We start from the raw sequence: 18,813 nt of genomic DNA on the forward strand, positions 1-18,813 counted from the left end.
GGTGGACGGGCGGCCGTCCGGCGGTAGCGGTTCAACCGAGGGAGCGGTCCTCGGCGGCCTCGGCGGTGGGGGTGGGGCTGTCGGCCATCTTCCGCGCGATGTCGATCAGCCGCCGCACCAACGTCTCCAGCTGCCCAAGTTCGGTGGTGGACAGCCCGCTGAACAGCTGGCGGAGCACCCCCGAACTGGCCTCCTGGAGGTTGCGGATCAGTTCGTGGCCCTGGTCGGTGGCCAGCACCCGCCGCACCCGCCGGTCGTGCGGGTCCTCCCGGCGGCGCACCAGCCCCTGACTGGCCAGCCGGTCCACCAGGCCGCTGACCGTGGCCAGGCTGACGTTGAGTTCCGCGGTGAGTTCGTGGCCGGAGGAGCCCTCCGGCGCGGCGGCCACCACCAGCAGCGTCTTCAGCTGCTGCGTGGTCAGTTGGAGGCTCATCAGCGGGTCACGGCGGTGGATGGCCAGGGTCCGCTGCAGCTCCTGCTGAGCCCAGAGCACCCGCGAGACGAGTTCCTCCTTGCCGGCCACGGTGTGCTCCTCAGTCCAGTTTTCCTACCCGTCGCAAGGCCGTGACGGTAACAGCTCGTACTATGGAGGAAAGTTAGCGTCGCACTAAGTATTAGCCTAGGCCGAAGTAATCGACTGGGGGCGTCACATGACCGCACTCGCCAGGCTGAGCCTGGCCAACCGGGCTCTGATCGCGCTGGTCGCCGTGGTGGCGACCGCGTTCGGGGTCTATGCGATCCCGTCACTCAAACAACAGCTCTTACCCTCCCTGGAGTTCCCGGCCGCCGCGGTTGTCGCCCCCTACCAGGGCGCCTCAGCCGAGGTGGTCGAGCAGCAGGTGAGCCGGCCGATCGAGGAGGCGCTGCGCGGCGTGGCCGGGCTGACCACGGTCAGCTCCACCTCCCAGGACAGCATGGCCACGGTGCAGGCCTCGTTCGACTTCGGCACCGCCACCGACGACGTGGTCGGCAAGATGCAGCGCGCCGTGGACCGGATCAAGAGCCAGCTCCCCGACGGGGTCGAGCCCACCGTGGTCGCGGGCAGCACCGACGACCTGCCCGCCGTGACGCTGGCCGCCACCTCCGACGGCGACCCGCAGCAGCTGGCCGACCGGCTGGACCGGGTGCTGGTGCCCGCGCTGCAGGAGATCGACGGCGTGCGCGAGGCCAGCATCACCGGCGCCCGCACCCAGACCGTCACCATCACCGTGGACAACGCCGCGCTGGCCCGCGCCGGGCTCAGCGCCGCCAGCGTGACCAGCGCGCTGCAGGCCAGCGGCCGGCCGCTGCCCGCCGGCAGCGTCACCCAGGGCACGCAGAGCCTCACCGTCCAGGTCGGCGACCGGCTGACCAGCGTGGACCAGCTGCGCGACCTCTACCTGACACCGACCGCCACCGGCACCACCGCGCCCGGCGGCCGCACCGGCGCCCCCGCCGCCGTGCGGCTGGGCGACGTGGCCACGATCGAGCCGACCACGGCCGCGCAGACCTCGATCACCCGCACCGACGGCAAGGACAGCCTCGGCGTGTCCATCACCGTCACCCCGGACGGCAACGCCGTGGACGTCTCGCACGCCGTGCGCGACAAGCTGCCCGACCTGGCCGCCGCCCTGGGCGAGGGCGCCAAGCTGACCGTGGTGTTCGACCAGGCGCCGTTCGTGGAGCAGTCCATCGAGGGACTGACCACCGAGGGCCTGCTCGGCCTGGTCTTCGCCGTGCTGGTGATCCTGGTGTTCCTGTTCTCGGTGCGCTCCACCCTGGTCACGGCCGTGTCCATCCCGCTGTCCGTGGTGATCGCCCTGATCGTGCTGTGGGCCGGCGACTACTCGCTGAACCTGCTCACCCTGGGCGCGCTGACCATCGCGGTCGGCCGGGTGGTCGACGACTCGATCGTGGTGCTGGAGAACATCAAACGCCACCTCGGCTACGGCGAGGACAAACGCCACGCGATCATCACCGGCGTCCGCGAGGTGGCCGGCGCGGTCACCGCGTCCACCCTGACCACCGTGGCCGTGTTCCTGCCGATCGCCGCGGTCGGCGGCATGGTCGGCGAGCTGTTCGCGCCGTTCGCCATCACCGTCACCGTGGCGCTGCTGGCCTCCCTGCTGGTCGCGCTGACCGTGATCCCGGTGCTGTCCTACTGGTTCCTCAAGCCGCCGGCGCCCGGCGCCGACCTGGCCGCCGTGCGCGCCCAGGCCGAGGAGCGCGAGCTGCGCAGCCCGCTGCAGCGCGCCTACATCCCGGTGCTGCGCTTCGTCACCCGCCGCCGGGCCGTCACCCTGGTGCTGGCCGCCGGTGTGCTCGCCGGCACGCTCGCCCTGGTGCCCAGGCTGGAGACCAACTTCATCGACCAGACCGGCCAGAACACCCTCAGCCTCAGCCAGGAACTGCCCGTGGGCACCAGCCTGGCCACCACCGACGAGGCCGCCAAGAAGGTCGAGGCGGTGCTCGCCGACACCGACGGCGTGCAGACCTACCAGGTGACCGTCGGCTCCGGCGGCGGCATGTTCGCCGGCTTCGGCGGTGGCGGCGGCAGCGCCGCCAAGGCCAACTACTCGGTCACCCTGACCGACGACGCCGACGCCGCCGAGGTGGAACGCGTGCTGCGCGAGCGCACCGCGACCCTCACCGACGCCGGCACGATCACCATCGGCGCCGGCGGCGGGGGCGCCGGCTTCAACTCCGACCAGATCCAGGTCATCGTGTCCGCCGCCGACGACGCCGAACTGCGCACCGCCGCCGACACCGTGCAGCGGGCCATGGGCGAGATCACCGGGCTCACCGACGTGACCAGCGACCTGTCGGTCAGCGCGCCCCGGCTGGGCGTGCGGGTCGACCAGCAGGCCGCCGCCCGCCACGGGCTGACCGAGGCCACCGTGGGACAACTGGTCTCCCAGGCCTTCCGCGGCGCCACCGTCACCCAGCTCACCACCAACGGCGTGGAACAGGACGTGGTGCTGCGCACCGGCACCGCCCCGACCACCCCGGACGAGCTGCGCGCCCTGCAACTGCCCACGGCGGCCGGACCGATCCGGCTGGACGCGGTCGCCGAAGTGTCCCAGGTGGACGGTCCGGTGCAGATCCGGCGGACCGACGGGGAACGCAGCGTCACGGTCAGCGGCAAGGCCAGCGCGCAGAACATCGGCGGCCTCACCACCGAGTTGCAGCGCAAGCTGGACGGCCTGCAGCTGCCGGGCTCGGCCAGCTACAAGCTCGGCGGCGTCAGCGCCAACCAGCAGGACGCGTTCGCCGACCTGGGCCTGGCCCTGCTGGTGGCCATCGCCATCGTGTTCGTCATCATGGTCGCCACCTTCCGCAGCCTGGTCCAGCCGCTGATCCTGCTGGTGTCCATCCCGTTCGCCGCCACCGGCGCCATCGGGCTGCTGCTGCTGACCGGCACCCCGCTGGGCGTGCCGGCGCTGATCGGCATGCTGATGCTGGTCGGCATCGTGGTGACCAACGCGATCGTGCTGATCGACCTGGTCAACCAGTACCGGGCGGACGGCATGAGCGTGCGCGAGGCCGTGATCGAGGGCGGCCGGCGCCGGCTCCGGCCGATCCTGATGACCGCCGCCGCCACCATCTGCGCGCTGGTGCCCATGTCCCTGGGGTTGACCGGCGGTGGCGGGTTCATCTCCCAGCCGCTGGCCGTGGTGGTGATCGGCGGCCTGATCAGTTCCACCCTGCTGACCCTGCTGCTGGTGCCCGCGCTGTACACCATCGTGGAGAACACCAAGGAGCGGATGCGCCGGCGGCGCCAGCGCCGGCACGGCAACGTGTCCGATGTGGACAGTGAGGTGGACCGGGTGCCCGAACTGGCCGGGGCGCCCGAGTAGGTCGGGTTCGCGGAGCAGGCGCGGGGCGGTCCGGGAGAGTGCCGGCCGCCCCGCGCGTTGCCGGCGCCGGTCAGGACGCGGTGTAGCGCGCGGCGATGAACTCCGCCGCCGCCGGCACGCTGCCGTCGTAGGCGTAGCTGAGGTGGCCGTAGCCGGGGCCGGTCCCGGTGCCGCCGCACACCGAGTCGCCGCGGTTGCAGAACTCCAGCGACTTGGGCCCGTAGGTGGGGCTGGCCGTCGCGATGGTCCGGCCGGACAGGCCGAGCGGGTTGCCGAAGGCGATCACCGCGACCACCCGGGGCGCGAGGTCCGCCGGAATCGTGCCGCCCACGCCGAGCACGGTGCGGATGCCGATGGCGATGTCGGTGACGCTGGCCCCCTGCGAGTACCCGCCCACCGCGAACCTGGTGTCCGGGCACTGCGCGGCCACAGCCTTGATGTGGTTGCTCATGTCGGTGGCACCGGGGCCGGCGCTGGTCTGCGAGACGTTGGCCGCGTAGTTCACCGCGTAGGAGGCCACGCTGACCCCGGGCAGGGCGGACTTCACCGCCGAGACCAGCGGCGTTCCCGTGATGCCAAGGCCGGGCACCTCCCCGGTGCCGCGCGCGAACACCACCTCCAGGTCGGCGCAGGCCGCGCGGGTCGAGGCGGTGGAGGCGGTCGAGGAGGAGGGGGCCGCTGACGCGGGTGTCGCCGCGGACACGGCGGCGGTCACACCGACCAGGGCGAGCGCCGCGGCAGCGGCGGCGCGGCGCGACACCGGGCGGCCGGTGCGGGGCGTCGTCGAGTCACCGCGGCGCGGTGCGGGACCACTGCTGTGGAGCATGCGTGACTCCTGTGTGTGGAAAGCGGATTCCTGGGCCCGCAGTATTGCCACGGTGAATAACCGGGTCAAGACCGGTTTCCAGCCGGTGGACGCCGTGCGATTGATCACCGAATGGGTGCGGGTGGCATTTGTGTCCCCGGCGGCTCGCCCGGTGAAGTCGCCTTTTGTGGTTGGTGGGTGGTGGAGCACCCCCGGTGCGGCCAGCCAGGCGGTGACCTGCGCGGCAACCCCGCGAGCGGGTGCCGGGCGAGGTGTGTGCCGTCGCCCTGGCTGATCGCCGATTCCGTGTGCGGCTGCCCAATTGGTGGGGGTCGGCGGACGCGGCCGGCCGCGCGAAAACACGTGTTCTGGTCTGGACCGCCGGTGGTGTGGACACCTTTTGTCGGACTGTCCGCATTTCCGCGGAAATCGGGCCCGCACCGGCCGGTCGACCCGGTGTCGCCCGGTTCGGACGACGGCCCGCGTGCGCTGCCACACCGCGCCCCCGCACCGGTCAGCGGATGTCAGGCACCGGGGTGAGAATGCCATCGGCGACACCGCGACCGGGAAAGGCGTCTGATGAGTGGCTTCGGGCTGTACGTGAAGTTCGTGGCGCGGCCTGGGCAGCGCGCCGCCCTGGTCGACGTGCTGCTGACCGCGGCCGGGCAGACCGGTGCGGTGCCCGGCTGCCAGCTGTACGTGGTCAACGAGTCGGTGACCGAGCCGGACGTGGTGTGGGTGACCGAGGTGTGGGACAGCCAGGCCGAGCACGACGCGTCACTGACCGCGCCGGGCGCGGCCGAGCTGATCCAGCAGGCGCTGCCGCTGCTGGCCGGCCCACCGGAGCGCGTCGAACTGCGCCCGGCCGGCGGCAAGGGCGTGACCGCCGGTTAGGGCGTGTTTCGGAAGCCATCTGTCCGGCTCGCGCCGCTCCCTGATCGAACGACGACTTCTAGAACACGCCGTAGGCCGAGCCGGGGCGGGCGGCGAGCACCCACTGGAAGCTCGCCGGGCCCTCGGGTTCGCGCATCGTGACGATCTCGTCGACCAGCACGTCCAGTCCGGCCTCGGCGAGCAGCCGGCGGCTGGTGCGCGGGTCGTGGCCGCTGAAGAACATCGGCGCGCCCAGCCAGTCGTCGACCGTGCCGTGGCCGTCCCCGCTGGGCAGCGCGGCCAGGAAGTGCCCGCCCGGCCGCAACCAGGAGGCGACGCGCTGGAACAGGGCGCCGTGCTCGTCGCGCGGCACGTGCCCGATCGAGTAGAACGCGGTGACCGCGTCGAAACTGGCCGGCGGGAACTCGACCGCGGTCATGTCACCCTTGACCAGGCGCGCGGTGGGAACGCGCTGGCGGGCCAGGGCGAGCTGGTCACCGGACAGGTCCACGCCGACGGCCTCACCCCGCGCGGCGAGCAGGGCGAGGCACGGCAGGCCAGCGCCGCAGCCGAGATCGAGCACTGCCGGGTGGGCGGGCAGCCGGGCGAGCAGGTCGTGCAGGAACCGCAGCCGGGGATCGCCCTCGACCTGCTCGCTCCAGGCCAGGTACCGGGCGGCGATGCGGTCGTAGCCGGCTTCGACGATGTCCGACGGCGTGGCACTCACCGGGCCGACCGTAGCCGGCCGGGTTGGCGCGGTCGACGGAACTGGTCGGGTGGTGGGGAAACCGGCCCGAACCCAGCCCCCGCCCTCCCAGGGGGGCGACCCCAGGTCCAGCCTACCCACCCCCACCCCGGACACCGCCCCGCGCGGCCGCACCTGTGGACAACCCGGGCCACTGTGGACAACCCCGTGCTCGAACGGGTGATGTTCGCCGGCGGCCCACTGATCCGTGCTATGTCACCCTGCCACGCCAGCAGCCGGCACGCCGGCCCCGCCGCCCCGGCCCGCCCGCTCACCTGGCCGGGCCAGCCCGCCCGCTCGCCCCGCACCGCCGGCCCGCGCGGTTACCCCGCCCCGCGCGGTCAGCCCGCCGGGTCGAACGGCGCACCGGCCACCGGCGTCCCGTCCACCGGCGTCCCGCGGAACGGCCCCGCGGTGATCGCGCGCAGTTCGCGTGCTGCCTGCTCGTCCAGTTCGTACCGGTCGTAGCCGGCCGGCGGGTTGCCGCTGGCGAAGCTCACCCGCTGGCCGGCGCCGCCCGGCTGGCCGACGGCGCCCGGCTGGCCGACAGTGCCCGGCTGGCCGACGGCGCCCGCCCGGTCCGCGCCCAGTGCCGCCGACCGCACCGGCCGGCGCGGTGCCGCGTGCAGGTCGCGCACGCCGGTCGCGGCCAGCACGGCCCGCGCGTTGTGCGGCCGGATGCCGCCGCACGCCATGATCGCCACGCCGGGCGGTGCCTGCCGGACCATCTCGGCGATCAGCGCCGCACCGGCCTCGGCCGTGGTGGCCGCGCCCGAGGTGAGCACCCGCGCCACCCCGAGATCGGCCACCTCGGCCAGGGCGGCCAGCGGGTCGGCGGACACGTCGATGGCCCGGTGGAAGGTCACCGGCCGGCCCCGCGCGGCGGCCACCAGTTCCCGCAGCACCGCCCGGTCCACCCGCCCGGCCGCGTCCAGCGCGCCGGTCACCACGCCGGCCGCGCCCGCCTCGACCGCGTCGGCGATGTCCGCGACCATCGCCGCCACCTCGTCGCCGGTGTAGGTGAAGTCGCCGCCGCGCGGCCGGATGAGCACGTGCACCTCGGCACGGTGGCACCCGCGCACCGCCCGCGCCACCACGCCCCGGCTCGGGGTGAGGCCGCCGTCCACGGCCGCCGCGCACAGCTCGACCCGGTCCGCGCCCAGCGCGTCCGCGGCCACCGCGCCGGCCAGGGTGTCCACGGACAGTTCCAGGCGGATCATCACACCAGCTCCGGGGTCAGGTCGGGGTCGGCCATGTCCGGGTCGAACGGGAACATCGGCCGGACGATTCCCTTGTGCCCCAAGCGGAGCAGGTCCTGGTCGACGCCGCCGGGGGTGAGCGCCAACCGCCAGTCCTCGGCCATCTCGTAGAGTTCCGGCTCCAGGTAACCGATCTTGACGATCACCAGGTCGGCCGCGCGCGGGTTCAGGCCGAGCGCGGTGAAGTCCGACTCCAGGTGGTAGGGCTTGCGCCGCTCGGTCACGATCACGTGCAGCCCAGCACCGGACCGCGCGGCACCGGCGGGCCCGCCCACGGTCAGCACGGCCACCGTGCCGGCCACCGGGTCGTCGGTGCGCAGCGCGGTGACCACCCCGGTCAGCGCGACCGGACCGGCCGGCCCCGAGTCGATCTTGCCGCCCACCGCGACGTCCACCCGCGCGCCCACCCCGGCGGCCAGCGCCTGTGCCGTGGCCTCGGGGTCCACAATGGACGCGTAGATGGTGGTGCGCTCACCGCTGGTGAGTGCGGGCGTGGCCAGCAGGTGCGCCAGGGTCGCGGACACGTCACCGGCGCCGCCGGCCGTGGGGTTGTCGCCGGAGTCGCTGATGAAGAACGGGCGGGCCGGGCTGGTCAGCGCCGTGTCCAGGCACTCGGCCAGCGACCCGGTGGGTGCCACGAACGCGAAGTCGGCGCGCGCCGCCCAGTACGCCGAGGCCAGCTGCCCGGCCTGCGCGGTGACCACCGCCGGGTCGTCCCCGGTGACCACCACCGCGGCCTGGCAGCGCGGCTCGTCCGCCCAGGCGTAGCCGACCCAGATGGCCGCGTCGAGCACCCCGTCCAGCCGCTCCACCTCGTCCAGCCGCGCGTACAGGCTCCTGGCCGGCTCGATGCGGGTGCTGGTCTTCTCACCCGGCAGCAGCACCGGCACCTGCACCCACGCCTTGTGCGGCCGGCCCGCGCCGGAGTGCAGCCGGTCCACCAGGTTGCGCACGGCCCGTTCCCTGGTCTGCCAGGCGTCCTCGTGCGGGGCCATCCGGTAGGCGGTGACCAGGTCCAGGGCGGCGGCCAGCCGGCGGGACACGTTGCCGTGCAGGTCCATCGACGCGGACACCAGCACGTCCGGGCCGATCACCGCGCGGATCGACTCGATCAGGTCGGCCTCCACGTCGGTGCGGCCCAGCACGGTCATGGCCCCGTGGATGTCGAAGAACAGCCCGTCCAGCGGTTCGGCCAGGCCGGCCAGCCGGTCGGTGATCTCGGTGGCCAGCTCGGTGTAGGTGTCGGGGGTGACCGGGCCGCCGGGCAGGGACACCGCGTGCAGGATCGGCACCCACTCCACGCTCTCCCGCAGCGCGCTGCCCGGCCGCAGGAAGTCGTAGCGGGCCAGCAGCTGCTCACCCCGGGTGACCCGGAAGTCGGCCAGCGTGGTGCGGTGCGGGGAGAACGTGCTGGACTCGATGGCGATGCCGGTGATGCCGACGCGCGGCCGGGAAGCGTTCACGAGGGGCCTTTCTCCTGGGATTGGCTTCAGGTGGCGGGGCTCGGGCAGGGGTGGGATCACGACCGCGGCGGTGCCGCGTTGTGTCAGGCGGGCGGTGCCGCGTTGTGTCAGGCGGGTGGTGCCGCGTCCGGCACGGTGGGCGGTGCCGCAGCTGCCCCGGCGGGCGGTGCCGCGTCCGGCACGGTGTGCAGTGCCGCGTCCGGCACGGTGGGCGGTGCCGCAGCTGCCCCGGCGGGCGGTGCCGCGTCCGGCACGGTGTGCAGTGCCGCGTCCAGCACGGCGTCCAGGCACAGCAGGCCGGCGCCGAGCAGGCCGGCGTCCGCGCCGGCGCGCACCCGCTCGATCTCCAGCGCGCGGGTGGCCAGCGGCAGGCAGCGCTCGTACAGGGCGCTGCGCACGGCCGCGACGAACGCCTCCGATGTGGACAGCATGCCGCCGAGCAGCACCGCGTGTGGGTTGAAGAAGTTGGTCACCGTGGCCAGCACCTCGCCGAGCTGCGCGCCGGCCCGGCGCACCGCCGTGATCACGGTGGGCTCGGCGTTCTGCGCGTGTGCGACCACGTCCGCGGTGCTGGCCACGTCGATCCCGCTGGCCCGCAGCTCGCGCACCAGGGCGGCGCCACTGGCCACGGTCTCCAGGCAGCCCAGGTTGCCGCAGCTGCACGGGGTGGTGCCGCCGGAGCCGACCCGCACGTGGCTGATGTCGCCGGCCACGCCCGCGGCGCCGCGGTGCACCACACCGCCGGAGATCACCCCGGTGCCGATGCCCGCGCCGGCCTTGACCACCACCAGGTGGTCGCTGATCCGCTCCCGGCCGCGGGACTCGCCCACGGCCATCAGGTTGGCGTCGTTGTCCACCACGATCGGCACGCCGAACCGCTGCGCCAGCGCGTCCTGGATGGCGAAGCCGCGCCAGTTGGGCATGCGCGAGGGCAGGGTGACCGAGCCGGTGGTCACGTCGACCGGCCCGGGAATGCCCACGCCGATGCCGAGCAGCCGGCCCGGTGGCGCGGCGCGCCCGGTCAGCTCGGCGAACGCGGTGGCCAGCGCGGCGATGGTGGCGGCGGGGCCGTCGGCCAGGCGCAGCGGCACCTCCTCGACCGCGAGCAGGCCGCCGCCGATGTCCATCGCGCCGATCCGGGCGTGCTGGGAACCCAGATCGGCCATGAGCACGTGGCCCGCGCCCGCGTTGACCGACAGCAGCCGGGGCCGCCGGCCGCCCTGCGACGGGCCGTCGCCGGTCTCGGTCAGCACCCCGGCCGCGAGCAGGGCCTGCACCCGCAGCGACACCGTGGACGGCGCCAGGGACAGCAGCCGGGCCAGGTCGGTGCGCGAGCGGGCCTGGCCGCGGGCGACCAGCTGGAGCAGGCGGGCGCCGACCGCCGAGTCCGGCGCGGACCAGGAAGATGCCACGCGTCACTCTCCCGACTACTTGTTTCGGTATTGGAGCAAGTCGGCCGGAACATCTTTACCAGGACGTAATTTTCTGCACCGGTGTTCGGTGTTCTAATTTCCGCCAACTTCCGCTCAAGCATGTTGGTCCGCTGGTACCGCCGTCAAGTCAGGGGAAGCCGGGCGGTTTCCCGGAATTGGTCAGTTCGGGCGGGAACCGTTCGCATCACCGGAACTTATTTCGACGCTGGAACAAGGGTGCGTGGTTGATGTCGCGAGGAGGAACATGACCGTGTCCCGACCCAGGCACCTCACCAGGGCGCTGGCCCTGCTGGCCGTGCCCCTGCTGGCCGGCCTGGTCCTGACCGGGTGCGCGCAGTCCGTCCGCCCGCACGGCGGCGGCAACGGCGTGCCCGTCGAGGGCGGCTCGGTGTCGTTCGCGCTGCCGCCCTCGGCCACGCCCAACTGGATCCTGCCCATCGGCATGTCCGGCTACACCGCCAGCTACAACTCGTCGATCCAGTCCACGATGTACCCGAGGCTGTACGCGTTCGGCGAGGTCAACGGCAAGCTGACGATGGACGAGGCGGCCGGCGCGGCCAAGCCGCCGGTGTACGCGGCCGACGGGCGCAGCGTCACCATCACCCTCAACCACCTCACCTGGTCCACGGGCACGCCGGTGACCAGCCGGGACGTCGAGTTCTGGCTGAACCTGATCAAGGCCAACAAGAAGCGCTGGGCCGGCTACTCGGCCGGCCGCGTGCCGGACAGCATCACCGCGTTCGAGACGGTCAGCGCCGACACGTTCGTGCTGCACCTGGACAAGCCCTACAACCAGGACTGGTTCACCGCCAACCAGCTCACCCTGATCACCCCGCTGCCGCAGGCGGTGTGGGACCGCACCAGCGCGGACGGACCCGTGGGCGACTTCGACCGCACCCCGGACGGCGCCACCGCCGTGTTCGACCAGCTGGTCGCCGCGGCCAAGGACCTCGGCTCCTACGGCACCAACCCGCTGTGGCAGGTGGTGGCCGGCCCGTTCAGACTGGCCCAGTTCACCGTGGACGGTCAGGTCACCCTGGTGCGCAACGACAGGTACACCGGACCCGACCCGGCCCACCTGGACGAGGTGCGCTTCGAGACGTTCACCAGCGCCGCCGCCGAGTACAACGTGCTGCGCGCCGGCGGCGTGGACTACGGCTACCTGCCCGTGTCCAACCTCGGCCAGCGCGCGCTGATCGAGGCCCAGGGCTACCAGGTCACCCCGTGGAACGGGTGGGCCATCACCTACATCCCGTACAACTTCAACAACCCGGCCATGGGCGCGGTGTTCCGGCAGCTCTACGTGCGCCAGGCCATCCAGAAGTCGGTGGACCAGGCCGCCATCACCCGGGTGCTGTGGCGGGGCGCGGCCACCGTGGGCTACGGGCCGGTGCCGCAGGGCGTGGACTCGGACTACCTGTCCGACCAGCAGCGCGCCAACCCCTACCCGTTCGACCTGGACGGCGCCAGGCAGCTGCTCACCGCGCACGGCTGGCGGCCAGGCGACGACGGCATCGCGGTGTGCGCCAACGCCGGCGGCGGAGCCGACCAGTGCGGGCCCGGCGTGGCCGAGGGCACCCGGCTGAGCATGCACATCCTGGCCGAGTCCGGCTCCACCGAGACCGACGGCACCATGCAGGAACTCAAGTCGTCACTGTCCAAAGTGGGCATCGAGCTGACCATCAGCCAGCAGCCGCTGAACTCGGTGCTCAACGCCACCGTGCCGTGCCAGGCCGACGAACCCGGCTGCGACTGGCAGCTGTCCTTCTTCGGCACCCAGGGCAGCTGGTACTTCCCGGCCGACCCGACCGGCGACCGGCTGTTCGCCACCGGCTCGTCGGCCAACTTCGGCAACTACTCCGACCCGCTCGCCGACGAGCTGATCACCAAGTCCACCCAGGAGGAGGCGAACGACGCCATGCGGGACTACAGCGCCCACCTGGCGACCGACCTGCCGGTGATCTGGCTGCCCAACCCCGCATACCAGGTCTCCGCCATCGACTCGGCGCTGCGCGGGGTGAGCCAGAACCCACTGGCCAACATGGCGCCGCAGCGCTGGTACTGGACGAGGTGAGGCCCGTGTGGCGCGTTGTCCTCAGGCGACTGCTGCTGGCCGCGGTCGTGGTGTTCCTGGTCAGCCTGATCACCTTCCTGCTGCTGCACCTGCTGCCCGGCGGCCCGGCGCGCGGCGTGCTCGGCCCGGAGGCCACCCCGCAGCAGATCGAGCAGTTCAACCACGACCACGGCTTTGACCAGCCGGTGCACGTGCAGTACTGGGACTACCTGACCCGGCTGCTGCGCGGCGACCTCGGCGCGTCCTACACGCTGAACTCGCCGGTGGGCACGCTGCTGGCGCAGCGGCTGCCGCGCACCCTGCTGCTCACCGTGGCGTCCACCCTGCTGGCCATCCTGGTGGCGCTGCCCCTGGGCGTGGCCCAGGCGGTGCGGCGCAACAGCCGCTTCGACTACCTGGCCACCGGCCTGACCTTCGTGCTCTACGCCACGCCGGTGTTCTTCCTGTCGCTGCTGCTGATCATCGTGTTCACCCAGTTGTGGCCGGTGTTCCCGGCGCAGGCCGCGCAGGGGGAGAGCATCGGCGAACTGCTGTCCCAGCCCCGGTCCCTGGTGCTGCCGGTGATCGCCGGGGCCGGCGCCACCGTGGCCGCGTTCAGCCGCTACGCGCGGGCGTCCGTCGTGGACAACCTGGCCGAGGACTACGTGCGCACCGCGCGCGCCAAGGGCACCCCGGAGCGGGTCATCCTGTGGCGGCACGTCTGGCGCAACTCGCTCACCTCGGTGGTGGCCATGCTCGGCTACTACGTGCCGGTCATCTTCGGCGGCGCGCTCGTGGTGGAGTCCATGTTCAACTACCCCGGGGTCGGTCTGCTGCTGTGGAACGCGGCCCGCACCTCGGACTACCCGGTGCTGCTCGGCGTCGTGCTGGTCATCGCGGTCGCCACGGTGGTCGGCTCGCTCCTGGCCGACCTGGCGCAACTGCTGATCGACCCCCGGGTGCGCACCGCCCAGTCCAGTCGAGCGAAGGGGGCCGGCCGGTCATGACAACCCCACCACTGGTCGAACTCGACCCCACCTCCGGCCTGACCCACCGGGAGACGCCGCGCGCCGCCGGCCTGCTGCGCCGGTTCGCCCGGCACCGGCTGGCCCTGGTCGGCCTGGCCCTCCTGGTCGGGCTGGTGCTGTTCTGCTACCTGGGTCCGCTGCTCTACGTCACCGACCAGGTGCACACCGACCTCGGCGCGGCGCGGCTGGCCCCGGGCAGCGCCGGGCACCCGCTGGGCACCGACGACCTCGGCTACGACACGCTCGGCCGGCTCATGGTGGCCGGCCAGGTCTCGCTGCTGATCGGCGTGGTCGCCGGACTCATCGCCACCGCGCTTGGCGCGCTGTGGGGCGCGGTGGCCGGCTACGTCGGCGGCTGGCTGGACCTGGTGCTGATGCGGGTCGTGGACGCGGGCGTGGCCATCCCCGCGCTGTTCCTGCTGCTGGTGGCCGCCACCCTGGTCACCCCGAACACGTGGGTGCTAGCGCTGGTCATCGGTGGGGTGTCCTGGCTGGTGCCGGCCAGGCTGATGCGCGCGGAAACCGTGACGCTGCGGGAACGCGACTACGTCAGGGCGCTGCGGGTGGTCGGCGGCGGCCGGGCCCGCGCGGTGTTCCGGCACATCCTGCCCAACGCGATCGGCACGGTCGTGGTGGCCGCCACCTTCCAGATCGCCGACGCCATCCTGCTGGTCGCCTACGTGAGCTTCCTCGGCCTGGGCCTGCAACCGCCGGCCACCGACTGGGGCGGCATGCTCAGCAAGGGCATCACCTACACCTACGACAGCAGCTGGTGGCTGATCCTGCCGCCGGGCATCGCGATCGTGCTGGTGGTGTGCGCGTTCAACTTCGTCGGCGACGGCCTGCGGGACGCATTCGAGGTGAGGGGACGTGACCGGTGAGCGCGACCAGTGACAACGAACCCGTGCTGCGGGTGGACGGGCTGTCCGTGGACTTCCGTACCAGCAGCGGGCCGGTGACCGCGGTGTCCGGCGTGTCCTTCGCCGTGCGGGAACGGGAGATCGTCGCCGTGGTCGGCGAGTCCGGCTCGGGCAAGAGCACCACGGCCATGGCCGTGCTCCAACTGCTCGCGCCCAACGCGCACGTCAGCGGCGGCATCCAGCTGCTCGGCAGGGACGTGCTGGCGCTGCGCGGCGAACAGCTGCGCCGGGTGCGCGGCAAGGACGCGGCCATGATCTTCCAGGAGCCGATGACCGCGCTGAACCCGCTGCACACCATCGGCGCGCAACTGGTTGAGGCCATGCGCAACCACGCCACCCCGCAGGAGCGCAGGTCCCGGGACTTCCGGGCCGAGGCGGTGCGGCTGCTGCACCGGGTGGGCATCCCCGAACCGGAACGCCGGCTGCGCCAGTACCCGCACCAGCTGTCCGGCGGCCAGCGCCAGCGCGTGGTGATCGCCGTGGCGCTGTCCTGCCGGCCCCGGCTGATCATCGCCGACGAGCCGACCACCGCGCTGGACGTCACCGTGCAGGCCGGGATCCTCGACCTGCTGCGCGACATCCGCGACACCGACGGCACCGCGGTCCTGCTGATCACCCACAACATGGGCGTGGTCGCCGACATCGCCGACCGGGTGCTGGTGATGCGCCACGGCGAACTGGTCGAGCAGGCCGGCACCGAGCGGCTGTTCGCCGCCCCGAGCCACGACTACACGCGCGCGCTGCTGGCCGCCGTGCCCAAGCTGGGCGACCGTGACCGCGCCACCGACTCCGGTGTGGACGGTGACACTAAGGCGTCCGAAGTGGACACCGGGAACGCTTCGTCCGAACCGGACACGGGGGCCGCGCCGGCCGCGCTGGAACTGACCGACGTGGTGGTCAGCTACGCCACCGGGCGGGGCACCGGCCTGCGCGCGCTGGACCGGGTCAGCCTGCGGCTGGCCCCGGGCGAGATGCTGGGCCTGGTCGGCGAGTCCGGGTCCGGCAAGTCCACCCTCGGCCAGTGCGCGCTGGGCCTGATCACCCCCGACGCCGGCGAGGTGCGCGTGTTCGGCACCCCGCTGCGCCGGGCCAGGGGCCGGGCCGGCCGGGCACTGCGCGGTCAGCTCGGCGTGGTGTTCCAGGACCCGGCGTCCTCACTGGACCCCAGGATGACCGTGGCCCAGTGCGTGGCCGAACCCCTGCTGGTGCACCGGGTCCGCGACCGCGCCGAACGCGCCAGGCGGGTCGCGGAACTGCTCGACGCGGTGGAGCTGGGCAGCGCGGTCCACCACCGGTTCCCGCACGAGCTGTCCGGCGGCCAGCGCCAGCGGGTGAGCCTGGCCAGGGCCCTGGTGCTGCGGCCGAAACTGCTCGTGGCCGACGAACCCACCAGCGCGCTGGACGTCTCGGTGCAGGCGACCGTGCTGGACGTGCTCACCCGGCTGCACCGCGAACTCGGCTTCGCCTGCCTGTTCATCAGCCACGACCTGGCCGTGGTCGACGCGGTCTGCGACCGGGTGGCGGTGATGCGGGCCGGGCGGATCATCGAGGACGGGCCGCGCCGGGACATCCTGACCAACGCCGGCCAGGAGTACACCCGGCAGCTGGTGATGTCCTCCCCGGTGCCCGACCCGGTGCGGCAACGCCGGCGCCGCGGCGACCGGGCCGCCGGCACGACCACCGGTGCCGCCCGGTGACCGGCGGGACGGTGACCGGTGGTCCAACCGCCGGTGGCCCGGTGACCGGCGGGGCAGTGCTGGCCGGCGTGGACATCGGCGGCACCACCACGCTGGCGGTGCTCAGCGACGGCGGGCCGCGCCCGCTGGCCACCACCCGGCTGGCCACCCCGGCCGCCCAGGGCGGTGCGGCCATGCTCGCGGCGGCGGCCAGCGCGGTGCGCACCCTGCTGGCCGACACCGGCACGCCCGCGACCGCGCTGGCCGGGGTCGGCGTGGGCGCGGCCGGCGTGATCGACCCGGACACCGGCCGGGTGCTCGCGGCCAGCGACTCGTTCCGCGACTGGGTCGGCACCGACGTCAACCAGGAGCTGTCCGGGCTGCTGGGCGGGTGTCCGGTGTGGACGGACAACGACGTGAACGCGTTCCTGCTCGGGGAGCTGGCCGCCGGCGAGCAGCCGGCGCCCCGGCACGCCATGGCCATCACCCTGGGCACCGGCGTGGGTGGCGCGCTGCTGGTGGACGGCGTGCTGCTGCACGGCGGCCCGGCCGGGGCCGGCGAGATCGGGCACGTCGGCCGGTTCGGCGACCGCCGGTGCACCTGCGGGCAGATCGGCCACCTGGAGGCGTACGCGTCCGGCCGCTCCCTCGGCCGCCGCTACACCGAGGCCACCGGGCAGGAGCGGACCGCCGCGGCCGTGGCCGAGGCCGCGCGGGCCGGTGACGCCGACGCGCTGCGGATCTACCGGGAAGCCGGCCGGTTCCTGGGCGAGGCCATCGCCACCGGGTGCGGCCTGCTCGGCGTGGACCTCGCCGTGGTCGGCGGCAGCGTGGTGCGGTCCTGGCCGCTGCTGGCCGACGCGGTGACGCGGGTGCTGCGCGAGCGCCCGCTGCTCACCGGCGAGCCCGTGCGGGTGCGGCCGGGCGTGCTCGGCGAGTACGCGGTGGCCATCGGCGCCGCCGCACTGGCCCTCGCCCGGATCGGGGGTGTGCCGGCCAGCCGGTGACCGAGGGGCGGGCACAAACCGGTGCGGTTGACCCGAAACCTGTCCACCCGGCGGTGTTGACGGTCGCGCGGCGCGAACCCTAGCCTGCGGTGTGAGAGCGCTCACACACCTGTCCGCCAGCACGACCCGATGGTGAGGTCCCGTGCCGCACACCGCCGTTCTCGCGTCCCTGGTGTTGTCCCTCCTGCCGATCACCCCACCCGAGCCGACAGCACCGCCGCACCCCACGACGCCGGCGGCGGTCTGCGTCGACGGCTACTGCGACACGCGTGATCCCGCCCTGCCGCCCAGCGCGCGGCACTCGCCGACCCGGCCGGACACCTCGGCCCAGCCCGGGCAACAGCCGCCGACCGCGCGGGCCGCGGTGTGCAACACCCACTGCGACGCGCGCGATCCGGCGCTGTCGTCGGGTGAACGCGTCGCGCAGACCGTGTCCGTCGGCGGGCGGCAGGTCTCGCTGCGCTTCGACAACACCGAGACCATGGGCTGGGGCGTCATCTCCGGCGGCGGCGCCGGCGACGCGGTGTGGCTGGACCGCTCGTTCGACGCCGGGGCCAGTTGGGCGTCCGGGTCGAAGCTGGGTGAGACCCGGGTGCCGTCGGGCCACGGCGGGTGGCGCACCCTCATGTACAACGTGGACGACTGGGCCAACCTGGGCGTCGGCCTGCTGCGCGCCTGCGGTCAGCCGTCGGGTTCCGCCACCATCGCCTGCACGAGCTGGTACCGCACCACCTGGAACGCCTGGGACCGCCGCACGGCCGCGGCCACCGCGCTGATGCAGCGCTACAACCTCGGCACCGGCCTGTTCGACACCACCGGCTGGTGGAACTCGGCCAACGCGCTCACCGCGATCATCGACAACATCCGGGTGAGCGGGATGGGCAGCTACCGCTACACCATCGCGCGCACCTACGAGCGCAACCGCGACGCGTGGGACGGCGACTTCGTCAACGAGTACAACGACGACACCGCGTGGTGGGGGCTGGCCTGGATCGCCGCCTACGACCTGACCGGTGAGCGCCGCTACCTGGACACCGCCCGGGTCGACGCCGAACACATGGCGGGGTACTGGGACGCGGTGTGCGGTGGCGGCGTGTGGTGGACGTCGAGCCGGACCTACAAGAACGCCATCACCAACGCGCTCTACATCCAGCTCAACGCGGCACTGCACAACAGGATCCCCGGTGACACCGCCTTCCTGGACCGCGCCCGCGCCGGGTGGGCGTGGTTCCAGAACAGCGGGATGATCAACAGCGCCAACCTGGTCAACGACGGCCTGACCACCGACACCTGCCGGAACAACAACCAGACGGCGTGGAGCTACAACCAGGGCGTGCCACTGGCCGCGCTGGTCGAGCTGTCCCGCGCCACCGGTGACCCGGCCCTGCTCGACCGGGCCCGCACCCTGGCGAACGCGTCCACATCGGACAGCACGCTCAACCCCGGCGGCATCCTGTTCGACAACGGCGGTGGCGGGGACGTCCCGTCCTTCAAGGGCGGGTACGTGCGCGGCCTGGCCGCGCTGAACCGGGTCCTGCCCGACCACCCCTACACCGGCTACCTCACCCGGCAGGCGGACTCGGCCCACACGCGGGACCGGTCCAGCGCCGACTCCTACGACCAGCCGTGGGCGGGCCCGTTCCAGCGCAGCGACGCGGCCCGCCAGCACAGCGCGGTCGACCTGATGAACGCCACCGGCTGACCCGCCGACCCGG

At 73.3% G+C, this 18,813-nt stretch carries 14 protein-coding genes; 8 read left to right on the plus strand and 6 right to left on the minus strand.

Annotated elements, in window-relative coordinates:
• Window positions 1-31: 31 nt before the first annotated feature.
• Entirely contained in the window at window positions 32-523 is a 492-nt protein-coding gene (locus tag LX83_RS09380; RefSeq protein ID WP_253769428.1) for a MarR family winged helix-turn-helix transcriptional regulator, read from the minus strand.
• A 127-nt stretch (window positions 524-650) separates the two neighbouring features.
• Between LX83_RS09380 and LX83_RS09385 the strand changes: the two genes are divergently transcribed.
• Window positions 651-3,836: an efflux RND transporter permease subunit gene (locus LX83_RS09385; protein WP_253769430.1), complete on the plus strand. Its 3,186-nt coding sequence runs from the start codon at window positions 651-653 to the stop codon at window positions 3,834-3,836.
• Window positions 3,837-3,906: 70 nt separating this feature from the next.
• On the opposite strand, the gene LX83_RS09390 is transcribed toward LX83_RS09385, so the two are convergent.
• Window positions 3,907-4,662: a cutinase family protein gene (locus LX83_RS09390; RefSeq protein ID WP_253769432.1), complete on the minus strand. Its 756-nt coding sequence runs from the start codon at window positions 4,660-4,662 to the stop codon at window positions 3,907-3,909.
• A 558-nt stretch (window positions 4,663-5,220) separates the two neighbouring features.
• Here LX83_RS09390 and LX83_RS09395 point away from each other — a divergent pair.
• Window positions 5,221-5,535, plus strand: coding sequence for a putative quinol monooxygenase (locus tag LX83_RS09395; protein ID WP_253769434.1), 315 nt, complete (start codon window positions 5,221-5,223; stop codon window positions 5,533-5,535).
• A gap of 58 nt (window positions 5,536-5,593) precedes the next feature.
• Here LX83_RS09395 and LX83_RS09400 read toward each other — a convergent pair whose 3' ends face one another.
• The 4 genes from LX83_RS09400 to LX83_RS09415 form a co-directional block, all read right to left on the minus strand.
• Entirely contained in the window at window positions 5,594-6,241 is a 648-nt protein-coding gene (locus LX83_RS09400) for a class I SAM-dependent DNA methyltransferase (RefSeq protein ID WP_253769436.1), read from the minus strand.
• A 359-nt stretch (window positions 6,242-6,600) separates the two neighbouring features.
• Window positions 6,601-7,479, minus strand: coding sequence for a copper homeostasis protein CutC (locus LX83_RS09405; RefSeq protein WP_253769438.1), 879 nt, complete (start codon window positions 7,477-7,479; stop codon window positions 6,601-6,603).
• Entirely contained in the window at window positions 7,479-8,981 is a 1,503-nt protein-coding gene (locus LX83_RS09410; RefSeq protein WP_253769440.1) for a M81 family metallopeptidase, read from the minus strand. Before LX83_RS09410 ends, LX83_RS09405 begins: the two co-directional genes overlap by 1 nt.
• A gap of 107 nt (window positions 8,982-9,088) precedes the next feature.
• Window positions 9,089-10,393, minus strand: a complete 1,305-nt coding sequence (locus LX83_RS09415) for an ROK family transcriptional regulator (protein ID WP_253769443.1) — start codon at window positions 10,391-10,393, stop codon at window positions 9,089-9,091.
• Between the two features lie 265 nt (window positions 10,394-10,658).
• Here LX83_RS09415 and LX83_RS09420 point away from each other — a divergent pair, with 265 nt between their 5' ends.
• The 6 genes from LX83_RS09420 (at window position 10,659) to LX83_RS09445 (ending at window position 18,800) form a co-directional block, all read left to right on the plus strand.
• Window positions 10,659-12,488, plus strand: a complete 1,830-nt coding sequence (locus LX83_RS09420) for a peptide ABC transporter substrate-binding protein (protein WP_253769445.1) — start codon at window positions 10,659-10,661, stop codon at window positions 12,486-12,488.
• 5 nt (window positions 12,489-12,493) lie between these two features.
• Complete coding sequence (locus LX83_RS09425; protein WP_253769447.1) at window positions 12,494-13,474, plus strand: ABC transporter permease; 981 nt, start codon at window positions 12,494-12,496, stop codon at window positions 13,472-13,474.
• Complete coding sequence (locus LX83_RS09430) at window positions 13,471-14,376, plus strand: ABC transporter permease (protein ID WP_253769449.1); 906 nt, start codon at window positions 13,471-13,473, stop codon at window positions 14,374-14,376. The genes LX83_RS09425 and LX83_RS09430 overlap by 4 nt, the downstream gene beginning before the upstream one ends.
• A complete protein-coding gene (locus LX83_RS09435; RefSeq protein WP_253769451.1) occupies window positions 14,373-16,112 on the plus strand; it encodes a dipeptide ABC transporter ATP-binding protein in 1,740 nt (579 codons plus the stop codon). The genes LX83_RS09430 and LX83_RS09435 overlap by 4 nt, the downstream gene beginning before the upstream one ends.
• A 41-nt stretch (window positions 16,113-16,153) precedes the next feature.
• Window positions 16,154-17,098: an ROK family protein gene (locus tag LX83_RS09440; protein ID WP_253769453.1), complete on the plus strand. Its 945-nt coding sequence runs from the start codon at window positions 16,154-16,156 to the stop codon at window positions 17,096-17,098.
• Between the two features lie 142 nt (window positions 17,099-17,240).
• A complete protein-coding gene (locus LX83_RS09445; protein WP_253769455.1) occupies window positions 17,241-18,800 on the plus strand; it encodes a glycoside hydrolase family 76 protein in 1,560 nt (519 codons plus the stop codon).
• Window positions 18,801-18,813: the final 13 nt, after the last annotated feature.

The organism is Goodfellowiella coeruleoviolacea (genome assembly GCF_024171785.1).
Classification (GTDB): domain Bacteria; phylum Actinomycetota; class Actinomycetes; order Mycobacteriales; family Pseudonocardiaceae; genus Goodfellowiella; species Goodfellowiella coeruleoviolacea.